The 23527-nt window shown below is 54.0% G+C and carries 21 protein-coding genes; 7 read left to right on the forward strand and 14 right to left on the reverse strand.

Annotation, left to right across the window (positions count from 1 at the left end; genetic code table 11):
- Positions 1-9: 9 nt before the first annotated feature.
- The 3 genes from SJI19_RS11820 to SJI19_RS11830 form a co-directional block, all read right to left on the reverse strand.
- On the reverse strand, positions 10-1059 hold the full coding sequence (locus SJI19_RS11820) for a LacI family DNA-binding transcriptional regulator (protein ID WP_323478459.1): 1050 nt from the start codon (positions 1057-1059) through the stop codon (positions 10-12).
- A 158-nt stretch (positions 1060-1217) separates the two neighbouring features.
- Positions 1218-1814 (reverse strand): class I SAM-dependent methyltransferase, encoded by a 597-nt coding sequence (locus SJI19_RS11825; protein WP_323478460.1) that lies wholly within the window; start codon positions 1812-1814, stop codon positions 1218-1220.
- A gap of 359 nt (positions 1815-2173) precedes the next feature.
- The gene (locus SJI19_RS11830; protein WP_323478461.1) at positions 2174-2854 is read right to left on the reverse strand and encodes an ATP-dependent Clp protease proteolytic subunit; all 681 of its coding nucleotides are present in this window, start codon (positions 2852-2854) and stop codon (positions 2174-2176) included.
- Between the two features lie 136 nt (positions 2855-2990).
- On the opposite strand from SJI19_RS11830, the gene ggt reads away from it, so the two are divergent.
- On the forward strand, positions 2991-4739 hold the full coding sequence (gene ggt, locus SJI19_RS11835; RefSeq protein WP_323478545.1) for a gamma-glutamyltransferase: 1749 nt from the start codon (positions 2991-2993) through the stop codon (positions 4737-4739).
- 64 nt (positions 4740-4803) lie between these two features.
- Here ggt and SJI19_RS11840 read toward each other — a convergent pair whose 3' ends face one another.
- From SJI19_RS11840 to SJI19_RS11860, 5 genes are all read right to left on the reverse strand, one after another.
- A complete protein-coding gene (locus tag SJI19_RS11840) occupies positions 4804-5433 on the reverse strand; it encodes an NAD-dependent dehydratase (RefSeq protein WP_323478462.1) in 630 nt (209 codons plus the stop codon).
- A gap of 265 nt (positions 5434-5698) precedes the next feature.
- Positions 5699-6979: a Zn-dependent hydrolase gene (locus SJI19_RS11845; RefSeq protein WP_323478463.1), complete on the reverse strand. Its 1281-nt coding sequence runs from the start codon at positions 6977-6979 to the stop codon at positions 5699-5701.
- Positions 6980-7081: 102 nt separating this feature from the next.
- The gene (hydA, locus tag SJI19_RS11850; protein ID WP_323478464.1) at positions 7082-8533 is read right to left on the reverse strand and encodes a dihydropyrimidinase; all 1452 of its coding nucleotides are present in this window, start codon (positions 8531-8533) and stop codon (positions 7082-7084) included.
- 60 nt (positions 8534-8593) lie between these two features.
- A complete protein-coding gene (preA, locus tag SJI19_RS11855) occupies positions 8594-9913 on the reverse strand; it encodes an NAD-dependent dihydropyrimidine dehydrogenase subunit PreA (protein WP_323478465.1) in 1320 nt (439 codons plus the stop codon).
- Positions 9906-11318 (reverse strand): NAD(P)-dependent oxidoreductase, encoded by a 1413-nt coding sequence (locus tag SJI19_RS11860; protein ID WP_323478466.1) that lies wholly within the window; start codon positions 11316-11318, stop codon positions 9906-9908. Before SJI19_RS11860 ends, preA begins: the two co-directional genes overlap by 8 nt.
- On the opposite strand from SJI19_RS11860, the gene SJI19_RS11865 reads away from it, so the two are divergent.
- Entirely contained in the window at positions 11293-11553 is a 261-nt protein-coding gene (locus SJI19_RS11865; RefSeq protein ID WP_323478467.1) for a hypothetical protein, read from the forward strand. The two genes, SJI19_RS11860 and SJI19_RS11865, sit on opposite strands and share 26 nt — an antisense overlap.
- Before the next feature lie 61 nt (positions 11554-11614).
- Here the strand turns inward: SJI19_RS11865 and SJI19_RS11870 are convergent, their stop codons facing one another.
- The 6 genes from SJI19_RS11870 to SJI19_RS11895 all read right to left on the reverse strand — a co-directional run bounded on the left by SJI19_RS11870 (position 11615) and on the right by SJI19_RS11895 (position 17931).
- Positions 11615-12331 carry a TetR/AcrR family transcriptional regulator gene (locus SJI19_RS11870; RefSeq protein ID WP_323478468.1) on the reverse strand — a complete coding sequence of 239 codons (717 nt, stop codon included), beginning with the start codon at positions 12329-12331 and terminating at the stop codon, positions 11615-11617.
- Positions 12332-12459: 128 nt separating this feature from the next.
- On the reverse strand, positions 12460-13467 hold the full coding sequence (locus SJI19_RS11875; protein WP_323478469.1) for an ABC transporter substrate-binding protein: 1008 nt from the start codon (positions 13465-13467) through the stop codon (positions 12460-12462).
- A 99-nt stretch (positions 13468-13566) separates the two neighbouring features.
- The gene (locus SJI19_RS11880) at positions 13567-14646 is read right to left on the reverse strand and encodes an ABC transporter permease (protein ID WP_323478470.1); all 1080 of its coding nucleotides are present in this window, start codon (positions 14644-14646) and stop codon (positions 13567-13569) included.
- 3 nt (positions 14647-14649) lie between these two features.
- Positions 14650-15528, reverse strand: a complete 879-nt coding sequence (locus SJI19_RS11885) for an ABC transporter permease (protein ID WP_323478471.1) — start codon at positions 15526-15528, stop codon at positions 14650-14652.
- The gene (locus tag SJI19_RS11890) at positions 15525-16358 is read right to left on the reverse strand and encodes an ABC transporter ATP-binding protein (RefSeq protein ID WP_323478472.1); all 834 of its coding nucleotides are present in this window, start codon (positions 16356-16358) and stop codon (positions 15525-15527) included. Before SJI19_RS11890 ends, SJI19_RS11885 begins: the two co-directional genes overlap by 4 nt.
- Positions 16359-16599: 241 nt before the next feature.
- A complete protein-coding gene (locus SJI19_RS11895; RefSeq protein ID WP_323478473.1) occupies positions 16600-17931 on the reverse strand; it encodes an aspartate aminotransferase family protein in 1332 nt (443 codons plus the stop codon).
- A 250-nt stretch (positions 17932-18181) separates the two neighbouring features.
- Here SJI19_RS11895 and SJI19_RS11900 point away from each other — a divergent pair, with 250 nt between their 5' ends.
- The 5 genes from SJI19_RS11900 to SJI19_RS11920 all read left to right on the forward strand — a co-directional run bounded on the left by SJI19_RS11900 (position 18182) and on the right by SJI19_RS11920 (position 23514).
- A complete protein-coding gene (locus SJI19_RS11900; protein ID WP_323478546.1) occupies positions 18182-18946 on the forward strand; it encodes an SDR family NAD(P)-dependent oxidoreductase in 765 nt (254 codons plus the stop codon).
- A gap of 142 nt (positions 18947-19088) precedes the next feature.
- Entirely contained in the window at positions 19089-20603 is a 1515-nt protein-coding gene (locus tag SJI19_RS11905) for a PLP-dependent aminotransferase family protein (RefSeq protein WP_323478474.1), read from the forward strand.
- 180 nt (positions 20604-20783) lie between these two features.
- The gene (locus SJI19_RS11910; protein ID WP_323478475.1) at positions 20784-20984 is read left to right on the forward strand and encodes a hypothetical protein; all 201 of its coding nucleotides are present in this window, start codon (positions 20784-20786) and stop codon (positions 20982-20984) included.
- Positions 20985-21508: 524 nt separating this feature from the next.
- Positions 21509-22177 (forward strand): response regulator, encoded by a 669-nt coding sequence (locus SJI19_RS11915; protein ID WP_323478476.1) that lies wholly within the window; start codon positions 21509-21511, stop codon positions 22175-22177.
- Positions 22153-23514 carry an ATP-binding protein gene (locus tag SJI19_RS11920; protein WP_323478477.1) on the forward strand — a complete coding sequence of 454 codons (1362 nt, stop codon included), beginning with the start codon at positions 22153-22155 and terminating at the stop codon, positions 23512-23514. Before SJI19_RS11915 ends, SJI19_RS11920 begins: the two co-directional genes overlap by 25 nt.
- Positions 23515-23527 lie beyond the last annotated feature (13 nt).

A 23527-nucleotide genomic window follows, 5' to 3' on the forward strand; every position in this document is an offset into this window, starting at 1 on the left:
GCCAGGATGTCACCGACCTGGCCGGTTTTTTTTTGCCGGCCGACTGGCGGCGAAGGGACCCGGCGCTACCGATTCACGCAGTATGAGTTCACCACTGAAGGAGGTTAACGGTGATACCGGCTTACCATCAAGTATGCTGACTATCTGCTCAAGTGCGCTTTGAATCATTTGCGCCACCGGCACATGCACCGTGGTTAACGGCGGGTTAAAATAGGACGCCATCGGAATATCATCAAAACTCAGCAACGACACGTCACCGGGTATGGTTTTGCGGTGTTCGCGCAGCGCTTTGGCGGCGCCAATGGCCATATCGTCATTGCTGCATACCAACGCGCTGAATGATACCTGCCGTTGCAACAACACCAAACAACCATTAAAACCGCTGTCCAGCGACCATTGCCCGGTGGCCATCAGCGACGCATCGTAAGCAATACCTGCGCCAGCCAGCGCCTGACGATAACCCTGCACCCGCGCATGGGCGGTAGGGGACCCCGCCGCACCGGTAATAAAAGCAATGTCACGATGCCCTTGCTCAATCAAATGACCGACAGCTTGGCAGGCATTTTGCTGGTGGGCAGCAAATACGCAGTGCTCCCGCGCCTGCGGCAAATCGCGGTTAATCACGATAAAAGGAATATCATGCCGGGCAATCAGCCCCATAAGATCGTTTTCCCCCAGACAACTGGGGTAAACGATGATGGCGTCACAGCGCCGGTCAAGCAAAAACTGAACGGCATCCAGCTCGCTTTGAGCACTGTGTTTGCCATCCACCAGGATCAGTTGGCGGCCGTAGTTTTCGGTCATTTTGGCGGTTTGGTAGAGCAATTCGCCAAAATAGGGGCCGTTGTACAGGCTGTTAGTGACGATCAGGCCAATGCTTTGTGAATTCTTGGTGGCCAGGCTGCGCGCCAGCAAGTTAGGACGATAACCGGATTCATCAATAGCCCTGAATACTCGCAGCCGGGTGCTTTCCTTAACATAATCATTCCCCGCCAGCACTCGGGACACAGTAGACTTGGAAACACCCGCCTTAATGGCGACATCCTGCATGGTAATCATGAGATAAACCTTGGTCGTCCCATGCCTGGGGGAAAATACCGCATAGTGGGTATTTTACCATACCGGCTTGAAAGTCATAAGATCTCCCTATTGGCAAGATTAGACAATATATGGCCCAGCGCCAGCTCGGCTCGATATTGCCTTAAGACTGATTACCGTTATTTTCTGGCAACAAATTCGGTTACCTCAGCCAACCCCGTATGAAATGTGCCCTCTTTGATTTCCCGTTCGCGGATACAGCCATGCAACAATTGCATTGGACTGAAATTCTGCTTGAGCTCTTCGAGTGTCACGAGCATATCCAGCTGATCGGGTCCACCGGTGCCGTATTTGAGTTGATTAGGCGAGTAAGCTTGATAAATCAGCAGGCCCCCGGGGTTAAGACTGGACAAAATTTGACGATGAATGTGTGTTCTGACCGGCGAAGCAAGATGGCAAAAAATCATGACAATCAGATCATAGGCAAGATCAAGCTTGTAGTCTGTTAAATCAGCCACCTGAGTGGTGATAATGACCTTGCGTTCCGTGGCCAGTTGACGGGCTTTTGCTAGCCCCACCGCTGAACCATCCACGGCATGCACCTGATGACCAAGCCCGGCCAAATAGGTCGCATTGCGGCCTTCCCCTTCACCCAGACTTAACACCCGTAGCGGGTTCTCTGGTAGCAGCAACGTGGCCTGTTCAACCAAAAACGCATTGGGCTTAAGTCCATAGGCATATTCAGAACCGCTATATCGTTCATCCCATTTATTCACTGAATATTTCCCCTTTGATACAGGTCATAATGATATATATTTACTTATTGACACAATTATACCCGCACTATTATCCATTTTTTTGCGACGCGGGTTCATTAAGGACGAACATAAAATGCCCCGGCTGCCTGTAACCGCACTATTTCCTGGATAGCAGACGGGACTATTGAATAAAATGTCGGTATTTGAGCGTCAAGGATATGGTTGACGTTCAGACTGTTCTTGCACAAAACCAGCTTAACTCGAGCATCCTTTAACAATTACCCTGGTTTTATTAGGCGGTTACAGCGGCACGAAAAGCGCAGTGACTGTTCGGCGGTGATCACCACGAGCGATTAACCGAATTCGATGGAAAAAGACTACCGTACAGCTTTACTGCCATCATAAATATAAAAAGAGGCCTCTGTCGGTTGTATTCCTTTTTGCTCCCCAGTGGCAAGTTTTATGTTTAATGCTGCAGTGCTATTCAGTAGCATATGATTGTCTTCGCTGTAGGTCAGTTTATCTATTTTATCGTCCGAGAGATTGGTACAGATTTTATAGATATGTTTAATCATTCCTCTATAGGTTGCAGACCATTCGTGCTCATCATTAATAACATTTTCTGAAACATCATTTTTTATAACTGTCCCGACTGTAGGCGCATGCAATAAAAATTCGGTGTTATCCATCACCAACCGGTTTTGCGCACCACAATACATCAACGTTGCGGAAGATTGCACAAACGATACATTGATGGTGGTAACCGGTATGGGTGAACTTTTAACCAACTGGTAGCCAATATTACCACTGTCAACATCACCACCCGTACTGCTTATATAGAGATAAATATGCTTGGCTGATGTGTATTTCTGATTTATTTCATCAATAACCGAGGCTAATGCCATGACTTTTTCTTGATTCACAACACCGGTATAAAACACTTTTATCGCATTCACTGTTTGAGGCGCTACCGCATTGTTCACCACCCTGATAATAGTGGCTTCAGCATGAACACTCAGCAGTATCAGCGTGGCAAACACATATTTTAATACGCTCATTGTCTTTTTCTCAGAAAATACGCACCACATTTATCTACCATAAAACAAAGGCTTAATCTATAGTTAATCATTCGTTAATATCGTTTTTTGCCAGGGGAAAAAAATGAAATGTCATCTCGCGTTACTGCCACTCGTTATGGGCATCGGGTTAATGACCCCCTGGTTTTATGCCCGCGCCGCCTCACTGCCCGCCGTAGAAGCACAAAATGGCATGGTCGTTAGCTCCCAGCACTTGTCTTCCCAAGTGGGTATTGAGATGCTTAAAATGGGCGGCAACGCAATAGACGCCGCCGTGGCAGTGGGATATGCCGAAGCCGTGGTGGATCCATGTTGTGGCAACATCGGCGGTGGCGGTTTTATGACCGTTCATCTGGCCAACGGTAAAAACACCTTCATCAATTTCCGTGAAACAGCACCCGCAGCCGCCAGTAGGGATATGTATCTTGATGCGCAGGGCGAGGTTAAACCCGGTGCCAGCCTGTTTGGTTACCTTGCCGCCGGCGTGCCGGGCACGGTGCTGGGATTAGATACGGTGCACCAAGAATACGGCAAACTGACTCGAGCGCAGGTCATGGCCCCCGCCATCAAACTCGCCCGTGAGGGATTCACGCTCACGCGTGGTGATACCGATATTCTGGATACGGCAACCGCGCGCTTCAAACAAGACCCTGACGCCGCCAAAATCTTCCTGCGTGCCGATGGTTCGGCGCTGCAACCAGGTGACCGACTGGTACAAAAGGACTTGGCCGCAACATTACAGGCCATTTCCGACCATGGCCCACAGGCATTTTACCACGGCAGCCTTCCCCAAACAGTAGAACGGGCTGCACGCGAAAATGGCGGACTTCTGACAGCAAAAGACTTTGCTGACTATCGCATTACCCAAACCAAGCCGGTGTCATGCTCCTACCGTGGTTATGAGGTTATCTCTTCACCCCCGCCCAGTTCTGGCGGCACAACGCTGTGTGAGTCACTGAACATCCTTGAGGGTTATGATCTGTCGCAGATGGGGTTCAACTCTGCCGCGTCGGTGCATTATATTACCGAGGCCCTGAGGCATGCCTTTCTGGACCGCAATACCTGGCTGGGGGATCCTGATTTTGTTAAAAACCCGCTGGATAAACTGCTCAGCAAAGACTATGCAGCGGACATCAGGAAAACCATTCCCGTGACCCAGGCCGGCCACTCACAAGCTGTATTGCCCGGCGTTTTCCCGCATGAAAAACCGGAAACCACCCATTATTCAGTGATGGATAAACAGGGAAATGCCGTATCAACCACCTTCACCATCAATGGCCGTTTCGGCGCGGTGGTCATTGCACCGGGGACCGGTTTTTTCCTCAACGATGAGATGGATGACTTCACCTCGAAAATCGGCGCAAAGAATATGTATGGTTTGGTTCAAGGCGCTAACAATGCCATCGCCCCCGGAAAACGCCCGTTGTCGTCGATGTCACCGACCTTGGTGACCAAAGATGGCAAGATATTTATGGTGTTAGGCTCTCCCGGCGGACCTCGGATTATCAGTATCACGCTGGAAACCATTTTGAACGTCATTGACTATGGCATGACGCCACAAGAAGCCGTTGATGCCCCACGAATCCATCATCAATGGCTGCCTGATGTGGTGTATTACGAAACACGCGGTTTATCGGCAGATACGTTATCGTTGTTGTTGCAGCGTGGCTACAACACCGTGGAGCAAACCCCATGGGGAGCGGCTGAGCTGATCATCAAGGGATCGCCGCAAGCCGTCGCCGCCTATGATAAATTACAACATAAAAGTTCAGGCAATGACGCGTCGATGTCGGGGAAAGTCAGGGCCGGTTACTTCTATGGTGCCAGTGATGTTCGTCGCCCATCCGGCGCCGCCATCGGCTATTAAACTGAACATGCCTAGCCAGACGAGGCGAGTGGCGTGATAGACCTGCCAGTACTGATGCTGGCACTCAGGTCAACTGTGCTGACGTTACCACGTGAACGCCGGGTCTGGCGCTTAGCGCTGATTCCAGCAGCACTTTAGCGATATTGCGGGCCGGATTGATACGCAGACGCCTGGGCAACACCGGACCCAGCACACGAAAGAGTTGTACCAGCATCCATTCACTTTGACGCACCTGCATGCGCCGTCCCGCGATCACCCCTGGCCGGACATAAGTAAGAGAAAAAAAACCAAGGGCGGCGAGGTCATGCTCCAGCTCGCCTTTTACGCGATTATAAAAAAATCGCGACCCCATATTTGCGCCAATCGCTGAATTTAGCGCATAAGTGGTTGCGCCATGCTGCTGCGCCAAACGGGCGATCGCGAGCGGATATTCATAGTCCACGCGTTTGAACGCCTCCGGCGATTGTGCCTGTTTCATGGTGGTACCGAGCGTACAAATCACCGCATCGGTTCGCCACCATGGCGCGCCAACCGGAAGATGGTCAAAATCGATAACCGGTGCCAGCAGTTTCGGGTGCGTCGGTAAACGGCTGCGTGAAGGGGCCACAACGGACTCAACACGTTGATCGTCAAGTGCCATTTGTAAAACATATTGGCCTACCAGTCCCGAGGCCCCGACTAAAAGTATCTTCACTCGCGTTCCTTATGTCTGTGGCCATTTATTAGCCAGTCATGGTACGGCCATCGCGACTGGCGTATCAGCTTGTGTTAATTCAATAATAATCCTGTTTACCGACAGTTGCTCAAACAAGATAACCCCCATCGCTACGCGCGACGTTGTTTTAGGGAATGGCGACGCCGACGCGTGTGCTGTTGCCTTACCGATCGGTAGGGTGGCCTATTTTATTTTTGGTGCTTATTGCCCGTCGCCGGCGGATCGACGGCGACGGGTTGGCGGGTTATGCCACGGCCCGCGCCGTTTCCAACATCGCGTGCAACAATACGTTGGCACCGGCGGTGACATGTTCAGGGGAGGCGTATTCGATTTCGTTGTGGCTGATACCATCCTTGCAAGGAATAAAGATCATGCCGGTGGGGGCCAGTTCGCTCATATAAACCGCATCATGGCCGGCACCGGAGACAATATCCATTCGTGAGTAGCCCAACAGATCGGCAGCCCGCGCCACGGCGGCTTTGTTATCGGGATGAAATGGCGCGGCCTGGTATTTGGACACCTGAGTAATGGCAATATCCAGTCCAGTGGTGGCCATCAGTTGCGTAACATATTGCGTTAGGGCGGCATCCATCTCATCCACCAAGGCGTCGGTGAGATTACGAAAATCAATGGAAAATTTCACCGTTCCCGGCACCACGTTGCGGCTATTCGGATACACCTGCACCATGCCGACCGTGCCCCGTCCGTGTTCAAATCGATTGGCGATCGCCACCACTTCCTGCATGATGTGACTGGCAACCTGCATGGCATCCTTGCGCAGATTCATCGGGGTCGGGCCGGCATGAGACTCCTGACCGGTGACCACACAGTCATACCAGCGGATACCCAACACCGCCTGCACCACACCAATCGTGATATCTTTTTCTTCCAGGATCGGCCCTTGTTCAATGTGCGCTTCAAAATAGGCACCAATAGGGTGATCCCCCGGTTCCTGCGATCCGACATAACCGATTTTTTTCAGCTCATCGCCCACCGTCTTGCCGTCCACATCTGTCGCGGCATAGGCGTATTCCAGCGGGAAAATGCCGGCAAACACCCCAGACCCCATCATCACCGGGACAAAACGCGATCCCTCTTCGTTGGTCCAGAACACCACTTCTATCGGCGCATCGGTTTCAATGTGGTGATCATTTAAGGTGCGAACCACTTCCAGCGCTGAGAGCACGCCAAAATTGCCGTCGAATTTACCGCCGGTGGGCTGAGTGTCGATATGGCTGCCGGCGACGATAGGCGCGAGGGCGTTGTTGCGCCCGGGTCGGCGCATAAACACATTGCCGATTTTGTCGATGGAAATAGCCAGCCCAGCGTCCTTGCCCCAGCCGATCACCAGATCGCGGCCTTGCCGATCGAGATCCGTCAGGGTCAATCGACAACAGCCGCCTTTGGGCGTGGCGCCAATCTTGGCCAGTTCCATCAGTGAATCCCACAGCCGTTGGCCATTAATACGTAGCAGACCGAGATTGGTGTTGTCGGTCGATGATACTGAGACTACTTCACTTGTCATTGCCGTTATCCTCATAAGGTCGGTGAAGATGGCCCGCAACTACCCGCTCAAGGCCATCGCCGTTAGGCCCCCGCCACCCTGGCGGCTGGGGCCGGCAGAAATTTACCGCACCACCGCTGTCGGCGCATGTAAACTGGCTCGTAGCGCCAGTGCATCAAAATTAGCCCCGAATGCCGGACGCTTGATATAGCGGCCATGCCCGGCCACGGCGCGCAATTGCCCATCTGCCCAGACGATGCGCCCCTGGCTCAGGGTATAGGTAGGGATGCCGGTTACCGTTCGTCCTTCGAACACATTGAAGTCATTTTTCGAATGATGGGTTTTGGCGGACAGGGTCTTGCTGCCGTTGGGATCCCAGACCACCACATCGGCGTCGGCACCGACCTCAATGCGCCCTTTGCGGGGATACAGATTGAACAGTTTGGCGGTATTAGCCGAGGTGATGGCGACGAATTCGCTGGGCGTCAGGCGTCCGGTATTCACCCCGGCATCCCAAATCACCATCAAACGTTCTTCCACACCACCGCACCCATTAGGGATTTTGGCAAAGTTGTCGCGCCCGGCGGCTTTTTGCGCTTCACAAAAAGTACAGTGGTCAGTGGCGGTGGTATGCAGTTGGCCGGATTGCAGCCCACGCCATAGTGCCTCCTGGTGGCCTTTGGGTCTAAATGGCGGGCTCATCACATGGGCAGCGGCAACGGTATAATCGGGATGGCGATAGACACTGTCATCAATCACCAGATGACCAGCCAGGACTTCGCCGTACACCCGTTGACCACGCGCGCGGGCCGTGGCGATGGCCGCCGCCGACTCTTCACAGGACACATGTACCACATAGATGGGTACGTTGATCACATTGGCAATGGCAATCGCCCGCTGGGCAGCCTCCCCCTCCACGGCGGTAGGCCTCGATAAAGGATGCGCTTCCGGACCGGTGATCCCTTTAGCCGCCATTTCCTGCTGTAACAGGTAGACCATTTCGCCGTTTTCTGCATGAACCGTTGGCATGGCCCCCAGTTCGAGCGAGCGCTTGAAACTGTTTACCAGGGTCTCGTCGTCGCACATGATGGCATTTTTATACGCCATGAAATGTTTAAAACTGTTGACGCCTTCTTCACGCACCAACGTCCCCATATCCTGATGTACGCTGTCGCTCCACCAGGTAATGGCCACATGGAAGCTGTAATCGCAAGCGGCCTGCTCAGCCCATCCGCGCCATTGTTGATAAGCCTCCATCAATGACTGCTGCGGATTGGGAATGACAAAATCAATAATGGTGGTGGTTCCTCCGGCCAGTGCCGCCGAGGTGCCGCTGTAGAAATCATCCACGGTGACGGTACCCATAAACGGGAAATTCATATGGGTATGCGGGTCGATGCCGCCGGGCATCACATAAAGTCCGTGCGCGTCAATGACCTCAGTGCCCGCCGGGGCTTGTGCCGCCGCCCCCTCACCAATGGCCAGAACAACACCGTCGCCGCACAGCACATCGGCCCGGAACTCGCGGTCGGCGTTGACTACGGTACCGCCTTTAATCAGAATATGGTTACTCATGCCTGTTAGCCCCTCAATCGTGATGTCGCCCGGCCTGCGGGCAACGGAATCCTGTTGTGCTCACACTGCATCGCCGACGGCCTGCACTGCCAGCGGGTTGTTGGGATGGGTGGTCCAATTGGCGTACTGGTCGCTGACCACCTTACCGGTACGTTTATCCATCTCGCCGGGCAACACACTGCGCAGACTGATGCAATCCGCCACCGGACAAATGGAAACGCAAAGATTACAACCGACGCAGTCTTCGTCCTTGACCTCAAAGTGACGCTGCCCGTCTTTCATGGCCGTGATCGCCTGGTGCGACGTGTCCTCACAGGCCAGATGGCAACGCCCACATTTAATACAAAGGTCCTGATCAATGACCGCCTTATCCACATGGTTGAGATTCAGGAATCGCCAATCGGTGACCGTGCCCACTGCCTGGCCACGGAAGTCATCCAGTGTCTGATAGCCGTGATCGTCCATAAAGTTGGCCAGACCACTGATCATGTCGCCAACAATCTGGAAACCGTGCACCATCACCGCGGTACAGACTTGCACCGTGCCGCAGCCCAGAGCGATGAACTCGGCCGCATCGCGCCAGGTGGAGATACCACCAATACCGGATATGGGGAAACCCGCCGTGAGCGGATCGCGGGCGATTTCCGCCACCATATTGAGGGCGATGGGCTTGACCGCTGGACCGCAGTAGCCGCCATGTGAGCCCTTGCCGCCGGTGCTGGGATGAATGGTCATCCTGTCCAGATCGACCCCCATCACCGAGTTAATGGTATTAATCAGCGATACCGCATCGCCGCCGCCGCTTTTTGCCGCCCTGGCGGGATAACGTATATCGTTGATATTTGGCGTAAGTTTGACGATAACCGGTAGCCGGCAGTACTGTTTGCACCAACGGGTGACCATTTCGATGTATTCCGGCACCTGCCCGACGGCAGCGCCCATCCCGCGTTCGCTCATGCCATGCGGACAGCCAAAATTCAGCTCGATACCGTCTGCGCCGGTTTGCTCGACCAGGGGTAGTATGAATTTCCAGGCATCTTCTTCACAGGGCACCATGATGGAGACCACCACCGCCCGATCGGGCCAGTTGCGTTTAACCCGGGCGATCTCTTCAAGGTTGATATCCAGGCTACGGTCGGTAATAAGCTCAATATTATTCAAGCCCAGTACCCGACGGTCGGCCCCCAACAAGGTGCTGTAGCGCGGTCCGCTGACGTTGACGACATGGGGATCGATGCCAAGGGTTTTCCAAACCACCCCACCCCAGCCGGCCTCGAAGGCCCGTACCACGTTGTATTCTTTGTCGGTGGGTGGCGCCGAGGCCAGCCAGAAGGGGTTTGGGCTGTTGATGCCTAAAAAATGGGTGCTGAGATCAGCCATGGAAAAACTCCTTATCACACAGATCAGAATCAGGATCGTTTGCCGAATCCTGCGCGCGTAGCGCGGTGTCGATGGCGCTGGCCGCCAATTTGCCGTCGCGTACCGCATCCACCGTCAGGTCAAGTCCGCCTACGCGGCAGTCGCCTCCGGCCCAGACGCCGGGCAACGAAGTACGGCATTGGTCATCAGTGGCGATGCGGCCATGTTCTAGCGCGATAGCGTTACCGGCAGCATCCGGCAAATAACGCTGCCCTACCGCTTTGAGCACCATATCCGCCGGCAGAGTCAGGGTTTCTCCGGCGTCCGCCGGTTCATTTTGTGGGTGGTTAAGGGCAAAGGTCACCGAGCTGACCTGACCTTGTTCGCTGTGGAAAGCCATCGGCGTGGCCCAAAAACGGATCTGTACATGGTTTTTACGCGCCAGTTCCTGCTCGTAGGCCGAGGCCTTCATCTGGTCCTCGCCGCGTCTATACACTATCGTCACCTCACGCGCCCCCAGCTTGCTGGCCTGTACTGCCGCGTCGATCGCCGTCATGCCGCCGCCAATCACCACCACATGGCGCCCGATAGCCACCTGGGAAAGATCCTGTGCCTGGCGCAACGCACCGATAAATTCCACTGCATCCATTATCCCGGCACTGGATTCACCTTCGATGCCAAGCGCAACCACACCGGCCAAGCCGAGACCAAGGAATACCGCATCGTATTCGCTACGCAGTTGTTCCAAGGTGAAATCCACACCCAACCGTTGGCCGGTACGAATCTCTATTCCACCCATGGACAGCAACCATTGGATTTCGCGCTGGGCAAAGTCGTCGGTGGTCTTATAGGCCGCCAAACCGTATTCATTGAGACCGCCGGCTTTTGCCATGGCATCGAACACCACAATCTCATGGCCGGCCAGTGCCAACCGGTGCGCCACGGTGAGCCCCGCCGGACCGGCACCCACTACCGCCACCCGTTTGCCGGTGGCTGATGAACGCACGAACAACGGTCGTCCGGGGTTTTCCAATACATGATCGGTGGCATAGCGCTGCAGCAGACCGATTTTCACCGGCTGACCATCCTGATCGTTACGTACACAGGCCAACTCGCACAGGGTTTCGGTAGGGCAGACCCGTGCACACATGCCCCCGAGGGGATTGGCACTCAAAATCGCTTCGGCAGCACCTCGCAGGTTGCCTTGGGCGATGCGATGAATAAAACTCGGTACATTAATGTCCGCCGGGCAGGCTTGGGTACAGGGCGCATCGAAACAGTAGTAGCAGCGGTCCGCCTCAATGATCGCCTCGGCAGCGGCCAGCGGTTTTTCTATATCGCTGAAGTTTTCCGTATAGCGCAACGGCGCCAATCTGCCGGGCAGAATGCCGGGAGTGTTAATGCCAATGGGCGCGTGGGTTTTCATGCGTCGTTCTCCTGTAGCGTTTCATCAAATCCTGACCGTATGGTTAGCTTTCCTCTCTTCACCATGCGATTTGTGTGCCATCTCTGGGAAAAAATCACCGATTACCGCCACATCAGGCATTGATCCGTTTTTTGCTGTTTTTACGCTGGGAAGAATAACGATTTTAGTGATCATATTGGTGCAGATTGCACCAATATTGACGATTTTTGCTACATTTTGTCCGATGATGTACTGAGAATAATGCAAGAATGGGTGCTGGCATCAGTCGCGCAGAAAAATACCGAAATCGTTGGCGATTACGCCAAGCCGCAGATACGGAAAACGCTGGACAAGACGTGGTCGACGGCGCGCTGCTGCGCCTGCGGCCCCTGGGCCTCATCGCCCAATATTGCCCCAATCTGCACCTCAAAATCGGCATAGGTTTGGGTCATGGCCCAAATAGAGAACAACAAGTGCCGGCTATCCAGTGGCTGTAGCTGTTTTTGCGCGATCCAACTGTCGATGACCGCCGCTTTGTCGTTGACCAACTCACGCAAGGTGGTCTTAAGCAACGGCAGGGCCAGTGGCGCGCCATGCAGAATTTCGCTGGCAAACAGTCTGGAGGCTTCTGGTCGGGAGAACGTAAAGGCCATTTTTTGCCGTACGTAGCGCTCGATAGCCTCATGGGCACAGGCCTCGGAATGAAAATAGTCCAGTGGTGTCAGCCAGTCACGTAGAATGCCGCTAAGCAACGTCATATATAACGTCTGCTTATTGCCAAAATAGTAGTGCAGGTTGGCTTTGGGTAACCGTGCCTTGTCGGCGATCATCGCCATCGTCGCCCCCTTAAAACCATGGCAAGCAAAGATCTGTTCCGCCGCCCGTAAGATGGCATTTTCATTGTCCAGCCGTATTCGGCCCTTGCCGGCATCATCAGTCTCATGCAAAACCAAGAGCGCGTTATCCGACAAGGTCGGCGCCAAAAGCGGATGCGCGGTATTATGTAAAATCGTCGGTGAAATCGTCAGTGACATCGTCGGGTACATTCCTTAACCGGTTAGAAATCCGTCTATCCGCGTGAAACGGACACTCAGGGTCTTCCCATCGTGCCCGCGCTATTGAATCATCCATTACGCCGGAACCCACAGGTCCGGCGTTGGGTTTATTTGATGTTGGCCGCCGCGTCCCACACCACATGGCTCATGCCGCTGTTACCCGGATCCTTTTTAATCACTGGCGTATCACCACCGCTGAGCAATACTTTTACGGTGCGTCGGTAGGCCGCCGGATCCAGATAGCCGATTTGTGGTGTATTGGCATGGGTGATCAACTTGGCGACGTTTTCCATTTGACGTTGCTGTACGTCTAACGTTGCCGAGCCAGACGTGTCCTGATCAACCACAATTTGTGCCGCTTCCGCTGGATGTTTTACCGCTTCATTCCAACCTTGGTAGGTGGCATGGAGAAATTTGGCCATTTTCGCCACAAACGCCGGATCTTTTAGGTTACTGCCCTTCACATACAAACCATCTTCCAGCGTGGAGACACCCTGATCCTCGTAGGGGAAGTTAACCAGTTCGTTCGGTTTCATGCCGGCATCAATCAACTGCCAGTATTCGTTATAGTTCATGGTGGAAATGCAGTCCGCCTGTTTTTGCAGCAGCGGATCGACGTTAAAGCCTTGTTTCAGCACCTTGATATCCACACCAGGCTTGTAGCCGAGTTTATGCATCCAGTTAAAAAACGGATATTCGTTGCCGCCGAACCACACACCCAAGGTTTTACCCTTCAGATCCGTAGGGCTGGTGATACCACTGGATTTACGGCAGGTGAGCATCATGCCGGAACGATCGAAAATCTGGGCAATGTTCACCAGCGGTACCCCGGATTCCCGCGCCGCCAGAGCATCAGGCATCCAGTCGACGATCACATCCGCAGAGTTGCCGGCAATCACCTGCACCGGCGAAATATCAGTGCCGCCCGGTTTAATGGTGACATTCAGACCGGCATCTTTGTAATACCCTTTGGCCTGGGCAACGTAATAGCCGGCGAACTGTGCTTGCGGCAGCCATTTCAGTTGCAGCACCACATTCTCAACCGCTAGCGCATTCAGCGAAACTGCCAGGGTGGTAGCGGCCAGCGCAGTACGCCACGAAAAACGTTTCATCATCGGTGATTCCTCTGTTGGTTATAATCGCCACCCGGCACGCAACACTCCGCGCATGGCATGACATTGACGAGATGCCGGCCATTCCGGCCTGCTTTGCTTTTATTTTCCCCGCATTGAGGGGTGCCAGAAATTCACTCGCCGATCGCATCGCACCAGCAAGCCGTACATCAACGATCCCACCACCGAGGCCACTACAATGGCACTCCATACAATGGACATATGCATTCTGGCCGCCTCGGTGGAAATGCGAAAACCTAAACCCGCTGTGGGTGAACCAAAATACTCCGCCACGATGGCACTGATCATTGCCAGGGTGGCATTGACTTTTAGCGCGTTGAAAATAAACGGCATAGCCGACGGCAGGCGCAGTACCCATAAGGTGCGGCCCGGCGTGGCGGCGTAGCAGTACATCAATTCACTCTCTAACGTATTGGCCGCCGACAATCCCGCCAGGGTACTGACCAAGGCCGGGAAAAAGGTGACCAATACAATCACCGCCGCTTTGGAAGGCCAGTCAAAACCAAACCACATCACCATGATGGGGGCTACGCCCACCAACGGGATGGTACTGGTGAGGTTGGCCAACGGCAGCAGACCACGCTGTAAAAACGGTAACCGGTCAATCAACAGTCCTACCGCGATCCCCAGTCCGCTGCCTAACAGGTAGCCGATCAAGACTGATTTCACCACCGTTTGCACCACATCCCCGGTCAACAGCCGCGCATTGTCATACAGCGCCAGCGCGATATCCACCGGTGCCGGCAGCAGCACTTGCGGCACGGCAAATGCACTGACCAACAGTTGCCAGAAATACAGCACCCATAAACCGAACAATGCCGCCACGGCTTGAGCCGGCAGCGCCGGACGGGTTAGGGTCGCCAGGCGCTGCACTCCCACCACGCACAGGCAGGCCAATGCAGCGACCGCCAGCCAGAATTGGCTGCCACCGGCATCCATTAGCGACGGGCGTATCACCTGCGTGGCGGCCAATAGGGTCCACAAGATGAACAGCGCCAAGGCCACGGGTTGACGTGCAAAACCGAGGGCAAACACCGTGCCCACCAACAGCAGTCCATGTACCAGCAACAGTGGGTCGTTTTGACCACCCTGACATAAGGCCAGCAAGGTCAGCATCAGGGCAAACAGCAGCGCCAGGCTGCCGGGATAGGTCTTATGCATAATTTAGCGCCTCCCTTTATAGCGTCGCATAACGCCGAATTCGGCTAGGCTTACCAGTCCGGTGAGTGCCACACCCAGTAATGACGCCATGACCAACGCCGCCCAGATTTGCAACGTATTGCCATAATAAGAACCGGTCAGCAGACGCGCCCCCAGGCCAGCTTGAGCACCGGTGGGCAGTTCGGCCACCATGGTGCCCACCAGACCGCTGGCAATGGCCACCCGTAGCGCAGGAAACAGAAACGGCAGTGCAGCGGGCAGCCGCACCATCCAGAAAGTGTCAATCCGGCTGGCGGCGTAAGTGTAAACCAACTCCATTTCCAACCGCTGCGGTCCACGCAGTCCTTGCACCGCCGCGATGGTCACCGGGAAAAAACACAAATACATGGCGATAGTGGCTTTGGGTAGCAGACCGGTAATACCAAGGCTGCCAAGAATGATCAGTACAATAGGCGCGATGGCCAGCACCGGTACCGTCTGTGATGCCACAATCCACGGCAGTAGCGCTTTATCCAACGTGGGGGAATGCACGATGCAAATGGCCAGTACTAAGCCGAGCAGCACGCCCATGACAAAACCTGTGACGGCGGCGCTGGCGGTGACGGCAGTGTGCAGCAGTAAATTGCGCGGTGACGTTACAGGGTAATGGGTGACACTGTTCCAGATCTCCAACAGGATCTGATGCGGGGCCGGCAGTATTGGCCGTTGCAGGTTTAAGGTCGTGGTAATCAGATCCCAGGCTCCCCATGTCCCACGAGGTGCCAGGGTGCGATCGATAGCACCATGGGCGTTGAGGGCGATGGCCAGTAAATACCAGCTGACCAGTCCAGCCAGCGCCACTACCGCCACCGGCACGGTGTGATTACGCAACGTCAGGATCATTCATGGCCCTCCACTAGCGCTTCACGCACTTCGCGCGCCAGCCGAATAAACTCTGGCGTATCGCGTAGGGAGAAAGGCCGTTCAAGGGGTAAAGGCGAATCGATCACCTTGACGATACGCCCCGGGCGCGGCGACATCACCACAATACGGGTGGAAAGGTAGATGGCTTCGCTAATGGAGTGGGTGACAAAAACCACGGTACGTTTTTCGCTGGCCCATAAGGCCTGCAATTGCTGGTTCAGGTTGTCGCGGGTCAGTTCGTCCAACGCCCCAAACGGTTCATCCATCATCAAGATTTTGGGTGAAAACCCGAGCGCACGGGCAATGGAGGCACGCTGCTGCATGCCACCGGAGAGCTGCCAGGGATACTTCTTTTCAAAACCACTCAGGCCGACCCGCACCAGCTGTTCGCGAGCAATTTCCTCGCACAATAGCGGCGGTTTGCCCTGGATCTGCAGCGGCAGCATCACATTCGACAGTACCGTGCGCCAGGGCAACAGCACCGGTGCCTGAAAGACATAACCATACGCGCCCGCTTGCCGGGCTTCGGCGGGGGACATCTCGTTAACCAATACGTTGCCGGAGGTGATGGGTTCAAGATCGGCTATCACTCGCAGCAAGGTGGTTTTCCCACAGCCCGAAGGCCCGATCAGCGAAACAAACTCCCCCTGACGGATAGTCAGATTGATATTTTTCAGCGCGTGCACCGGACGATCGGCCGCCGGGTAGATCACATTGGTATCGCGTACCACGATCACCGGACGGTCGGCCACGGCCACCGGACGGGAAAACGGGCGCGCCGCTTGCTCTGCTATGGCGATTGAATTCATATCCCTTTCCTATCTTGATATTTTCTGACTGTATGGTTAGGTTTTCAGTAACAACCATGCCAATTTCATGCCAATGTCAAAACCTTGCGAAATTTAGCGAGTTGGCCTTTCTTTTGCCGGGTTTTACGGAAGTTTACCGCCGTTCGCGATCACTTCGGTGCAAGACGCATGGGTTTTCGCCTCGTAATGGGGCAATAGCCCCATCATCTGCAATGATTAATCGGACGGTCGATTGGATAGGTCAGGATGGCGTGACTGCCGACAGAGCCAGGTCGATGATCTCCAGGCCGCGCCTCGCCTCGTCGGCGGTAATAATACAAGGCGGCACGACATGCAGACGGTTTTCCGCCACAAACGGCAGCAGACCCGCGTTAAGCAATGACGCTTTGAGCCCAGCCATCGCCGCGGCCGACAAAGGTTGGCGCGTAGCACGATCGCTGACCAGTTCAATGGCATGAAACACCCCGATGCCGCGAACGTCACCGACGATGGCATGTTTTTGCTGTAGCGCTTTCAGGCCGGGAGACAAGACCTGTTCTCCTATGCTGGCGGCGTTCTCACAGATCTTATCCTGCGCCATCACGTCCAGCGTGGCGACGATGGCAGCCATCGCCAGCGGATGACCGGAGTAGGTGAGTCCACCCGGGAACAGTCGATCGTTGAAATATTCCGCAATCGGGCGCGAGATCACCACCCCGCCAGTCGGGACATAACCGGCAGAGATCCCCTTGGCGAAGGTGATCAGATCTGGCTTGACGTCATAATTTTCAAACGCGAACCACTTACCGGTACGTCCCATACCCGTCATCACCTCATCGAGGATCATCAGGATGCCGAATTCGTCGGCCAACGCCCGAACGCCTTGCAAATACCCCGGCGGCGGCACCAGGATACCGGCGGTACCCGGAATGGTTTCCAGTAGGATGGCGGCAATACTGTTTGGTCCCTCACCTTCAATGACCCGGCGCAAATGGAATAAGGCGCGCTCACATTCTTGTTGCGGATCGCTGGCCATAAATTCACTGCGATACGCGTAGGGGGTGAAAAAATGCACATGGCCACGGGCATATTCATTGGGTTGACGACGCCAGTCGCCGGTAGCACAGACGGCGACGCCGGTATTGCCATGATAAGAACGGTATGCGGACAGGACTTTATCGCGACCGGTATACAGCCGTGCCATGCGAATGGCGTTTTCATTGGCGTCGGCACCGGCGTTGGTGAAAAACACCTTGTTAAACCCTGCCGGCGCGCGCTCGATAATGCGTTTTGCCGCCTGGCCCCGCATCAGGTTGGCGGTGGCGGGGGCAATAGTCACCAGGCTTTCGGCCTGCGCCTGGATGGCAGCAACCACCTTCGGATGTTGATAACCCAAATTGGCGTTGACTAATTGGCTGCTAAAATCCAGATAGTTATTACCCTCATAGTCCCACAGGCGGCAAGCTTCGCCGCCCGCGATCACCAATGGATTCAGGTTTCCCTGTGCCGACCAGGAATGGAACACATACTGCCGATCCAACTGGCGCACATCATCATTGGTCAGCCCTTGCGGCGGGTTAATTATCGAAGCCATGATTTTTTATCCTTCACTAGACGGTCGTATCGGACAAGCAGCGCATTCGCGCCCGCTCCTCTGGGTTGCTTTCAGACTAGGGACAAATGCCGCTGCCCGGATAGAGCCAGTTTTGGAGTAAACGCTGGCCAGAACGAAACCGGCACCGCCGGACGGGGCTGTCACATGAATAAACGGCAACTGGCCCTATGGCCGACCACGTCATGGTTCGTAAGATAGCGAGGTACATCACCTAACGGATACAAGGATTATTGCCATGGCAAATACGGTATTTATCACCGGCGCGACCTCCGGATTTGGCCGAGCCACCGCACGGGTATTCGCCGCTGCCGGCTGGTCGGTCATTCTCACCGGTCGCCGTACCGAACGACTCAAGGCACTGGCAGATGAATTGAGTGGCCAGTCGCCAGTGTGGTTTGCTGCCCTGGACGTGCGCGACGCCAGTGCTGTGCAAAACCTGGTCGCCGACCTCCCGCCAGACTTTCGTAACGTCAAGGCGCTTATCAATAACGCCGGTTTAGCACTGGCGCCGCAGTCGGCCCAGCAGGTTGCGCTGGAAGATTGGCATGTGATGATTGACACTAATGTCACGGGACTGGTCAACGTGACCCATACCCTGTTGCCGACACTCATTGCCACCGGCAAAGGTGCCAGCATCATCAATATCGGATCTATTGCCGGTCAATGGCCTTACCCCGGCAGCCATGTTTATGGCGCATCCAAAGCCTTCGTCAAACAGTTCAGTTACAATTTGCGCTGCGATCTGCAGGGTACTGGCGTGCGCGTGACCGACCTGGCGCCGGGTATTGCCGAAACCGAATTCACCCTGGTGCGCACCAAAGGGGATCAGGCGGCCAATGACAAACTCTATCGCGGAACCACACCGTTAAGCGCCGAGGATATTGCCGAACAGATCTTCTATGTTGCCACCCTGCCCGATCACATGAATATCAACCGGCTGGAAGTCATGCCAGTACGCCAAGCGTGGTCATCATTCGCTATTGACCGCGACTGAGTTTTGCGCCTGAAGGCCGCCGGCAGTGACCTGTGCCCGGTGGCAATGCCATGAGTTAATCTTTTTTCCCCGTCAAGACGCATCTCGGCACGTTAATTGCGTGCCAGTGATCATCACAGCATCCTGAACGGGGAGACCGACCATGATTCTTCATCGTTTGCATATCGATTTTGTTGCCGGTAAAAGTCTGCAGGATCAGTTGCGCCAAGGGCTGGTATCGGCGATTCTGGCCGGCATTTTTCCGGTGGATGAACCCTTACCTTCCTGCCGTAAGCTGGCGCTGCAGCTCCGGATTTCCCGTAATACCGTGGCGTTGGTCTTTGAACGTCTGCAAGAAGACGGCTACCTGGTGAGCCGGCCACGCAGTGGCTACTACCTACACCCGTCCTGGTGTCAGAGCGAAGGCTGCGCTCTGCCTTATGACGATCCGGCCCCGGGCCCACAAGCACCAGACTGGAGCGCGCGTTTTAAGGTTTGCCCCAGCAACTACCAGGCCAGCTTAAAACCGGCACGCTGGATGAACTACCCCTTTCCGTTTATTTACGGTCAGCCGGATATCACCCGATTTCCGTTGGAGCAGTGGCGTGAGGTGTCACGCAAGATGTACAGTGGCCAGCACGAACAACACTGGCTTCGCGATCAGATTGATCAGGATGTACCGGAACTGATTGAACAAATCCGCCAACGTATACTGCCCAAACGCGGCATTGTCGCGCGTGCCGAGGAGATTTTGATCACCCAGGGTTCCCAAAATGCCCTGTATATGTTAGCCCAGTTGCTGTTCAATCGGCGCACACGGGTAGCGGTAGAAAATCCGATGTTTCGCGAAGCGATTAATGCTTTTTCACTGCAGGGCAGCACTGTCGTACCGCATAGTCTGGATGATGAAGGCATCTGTCTGACAGAACAGTCCGCAAGCTGTGACTATTTTTATGTCACACCCAGCCACCAGGCCCCTACCGGCATTGTGATGAGCAGCGCACGCCGCAACCAATTGCTCAGCTTCGCCCGCTCGCACGATCGCGTGATAATTGAGGATGACTACGATTCGGAAACCAATTTCGACCCCCACCCACAACCGGCGCTAAAAGCCCGCGATACTGATGGTCGGGTGATTTATGTCGGCAGTCTGTCCAAAGCGCTATCACCCGGTCTCAGACTGGGCTATCTGGTAGCCCCGGCGGAACTTATTGATGAGTTACGGCCGCTGCGGCGATTGATGTATCGCCACCCCCCCACCACTATTGCCTATCAGATGGCGCAGTTTTTGGCGCTTGGATACTATGAATCCTACCTGAAACGCTATCGGCAAGATTCCGCGCGCCGCTGGGCCTTGGTTGACCAGGCACTGGATCACTGGTTGCCGCAAGCCATACGTAGCCCTGCCAGCAATCATGCCAATGCGTTCTGGGTGCAAATGCCCCACGGCATCAATAGCGAGCATTTGGCCTGGCGCGCAGCTCACGCCGGGGTGCTGATTGAACCAGGGCACTCGCATTTTCTCGGCGAACAGGTGCCGATGAACTATTTTCGACTTGGGTTTCACGCGATCCAACCCGCACGTATCGACATTGGCATCGCCCGTCTGGCTGACGCCCTGCATGGACGCCATTCCCGCAATATCGACTTGGCTTTGGCCGATGTCGCCATGCCTTAACGTCAACTAGCAACGTGCAGTGTGGATAGGTGGCGCAGTTCCTAGGGTGATGTGCACCAGGCTACCCCCGGCACTCAATATTGACGCAAATAGTAACAATTACGTTACTGATGCATGACTTATCTGCGCCGATAACAGTGATGTGTGCACGGGCACACTCATTAATATAAGGAATTAACCATGTCTATCGGCTCAGTTGGCAGCATGCCAGTAAACACGCAGTATCAAGCAAGTTCCGCGGGAGAAAAAGGCGAAGCAAAAGTCGGCCCAGACCATGACGGTGACGCCGATGATGCTGCAACATCAGTAAGTCAGGTAAGTTCCCCTTCAGTAAACGCCAGCGGCAGTGTTGTCGGCAGCGTAGTCAACGTAAAAGTATAATTATTCCCAACAGCCTGCATGGATGCGGGCTCTTTCTGGTTTGGGAATATAACGGCTGTTGTGCACTCCATGCACCATCCCCCATGGCCACCTGACTTGCGCCAACCACGGGCGTGGGTTCTATCACTAAAACGTCCCAGACACTGCTATTTGTTATCAGACTGCCATCAAAAAATCACTAACACCACGATGTCGATGCGTGGCTTTTCTGCAACCGTGTCTTGGCTAAGTCTTACCTAAGTTAACTACCATAAGCTAACTCCAACGCACATACTTGCAGGTTTTTGCTGCCATAAGCTAACTCCAACGCACATCCTTGCGAGTTAATCGGGAACACACATGACATACTCAACAAAGATACCCTTGTCCACCACCTTGACATTTGCTGCCACGTAGACTGAGGTCACTCAAAAAAGGTCGGGTGTTGCGACTAAGGAGGTGGGAAGATGCATTTATCGGGTTGGACAACAATTTTTTTTCGGCGGTTTTCAAAGGGTAGGCCGCTCAACACCACGAGATAATTAATGCGAATTTTGTTGGTCGAAGATGACACAATGATCGGTGAAGCCGTTCAGGATGCGTTAAAAGATGCCGCTTATGCCGTTGATTGGGTAAATAATGGCGAGGACGCATTATCCAGTTCTGCCTGTCAACATTATGATGTGATACTCCTGGATCTCGGTTTGCCCGGTAAAGACGGATTTTCTGTTTTAGCCGGAATACGTAAAAAAGGAATAGCGACACCCTTACTGATTCTTACCGCGCGCGACGCACTTAATGATCGATTAAAAGGGCTGGACGGCGGCGCGGATGATTATATGGTAAAACCCTTCGAGATGAGTGAGCTGCTGGCCCGCATCCGTGCAATATTACGCAGAAAAGGCGGCAATGCAGATCCAGTATTAAGCAATGGCACCTTGGCCTTAGACCCCGCCGCCCATAGTGTGACTATGGTGTCAAGCCAGATCACTTTCCCACTGTCAAACCGGGAGTTTTCTTTATTGCAGGCGCTGATGATAAGACCTGGCAGCATTCTATCCCGAAGCGATTTGGAAGAAAGAATTTATGGATGGGGAGACGAAGTTGAAAGTAACGCTGTTGAGTTTTTAATTCATGCATTACGTAAAAAACTCGGTAGCGATGCCATCAAAAATGTGCGGGGTGTGGGATGGATGGTGTTAAAGGGAAGCTAAGGGGTTCGTTACAGCGACGACTTTTGATTGCACTGTGTTCAGCGATTTTTATCGTTGCGGTCATCTCGGGGGGAGTGGCTTTTTTCTCGGCGCTCGATGAAGCGCATGAGTTGCAAGACGCCACATTAACCCAAATTGCCGGGGTCATTAAACATGCGCAATTATCCTCTCAGGACAGTAGCTACATCAGCCCCTCGCTTGATGACGAGACCGGCTCCAACGTGGTTGTGCAATTGATTGCTGATAGTCCATCGACTACGCGCAACCTGCCTTCTTATTTTAATCTGCCTAAAAAAATCACCGAGGGATTTCAAACCATTCCATCCCCAAAAGGGCAATACCGGGTGCTGGTCGCCAGGTTATCATCTACGCTGCATGTGGTGGTAGGGCAAAAAACCGCAGTACGCGATGAGGTTGCGCTCAGCAGTGCCCGTCGTACACTGATGCCTTTCCTGGCGTTACTGCCCATTTTACTCTTGGTCGTCACCCTATTAGTACGCAACGTTTTTAAACCCGTATCACAATTGGCAAGTGAGGTGAATCAACGTGACGAACAAGATTTAACTCCCTTAGCCTCTGCGGCCCTACCGAGCGAAGTTCGTCCTTTTATCATGGCGATAAATCGCCTGTTGAGTAAGGTGGACATCGCAATGGAAACCCAGCGACGGTTTGTGGCAGATGCCGCCCATGAATTACGCTCCCCTTTAACGGCACTGTCATTACAAGCTGAACGATTGAGTCAATCTGACATGTCAGTAGAGGCAAAAATACGCCTTGGCAAACTTAGGCAGGGGATTAACCGCGCCAAAAACCTGCTGGAACAATTATTATCATTGGCGCGAGCACAACAACATGACGTCCCGGAGAGCGCGACGGCCCCCTTATCGCTGCAATCAGTATCGCGGCATGTAATAGAGAATCTTTGGCCTCTGGCAATGGATAAAAATATTGATCTCGGGGTGGTAGCAACGACAGATATTATCTTATACGCTAATGAAGTATCCCTATTTACTATCATTAAAAATCTGGTTGAAAATGCCATCAAATATACCCCCAGCGGAGGGTGTATCGACATTCGTTTTGATAAAAACGCGACGCTTATTGTCCTGGAAGTGGAAGATAATGGTCCGGGAATTGCCCAGCCACATCGTCAGCGGGTTTTTGATCCATTCTACCGCATTACAGGGACAAAACAAAATGGCTCTGGCCTGGGGTTATCAATCGTTCAGACCATCGTCAACCAATTAGGTGGCCAGATAATGTTGTTAGACGCAGCAAACTACCCCAGCGGTTTATGTGTCAGGATCACACTGCCCGTGTCGCATGATCAGCAGTGAAAAGGTTAGGGTA

Source organism: Acerihabitans sp. TG2, from assembly GCF_035013185.1.
Taxonomy (GTDB): domain Bacteria; phylum Pseudomonadota; class Gammaproteobacteria; order Enterobacterales; family Enterobacteriaceae; genus Acerihabitans.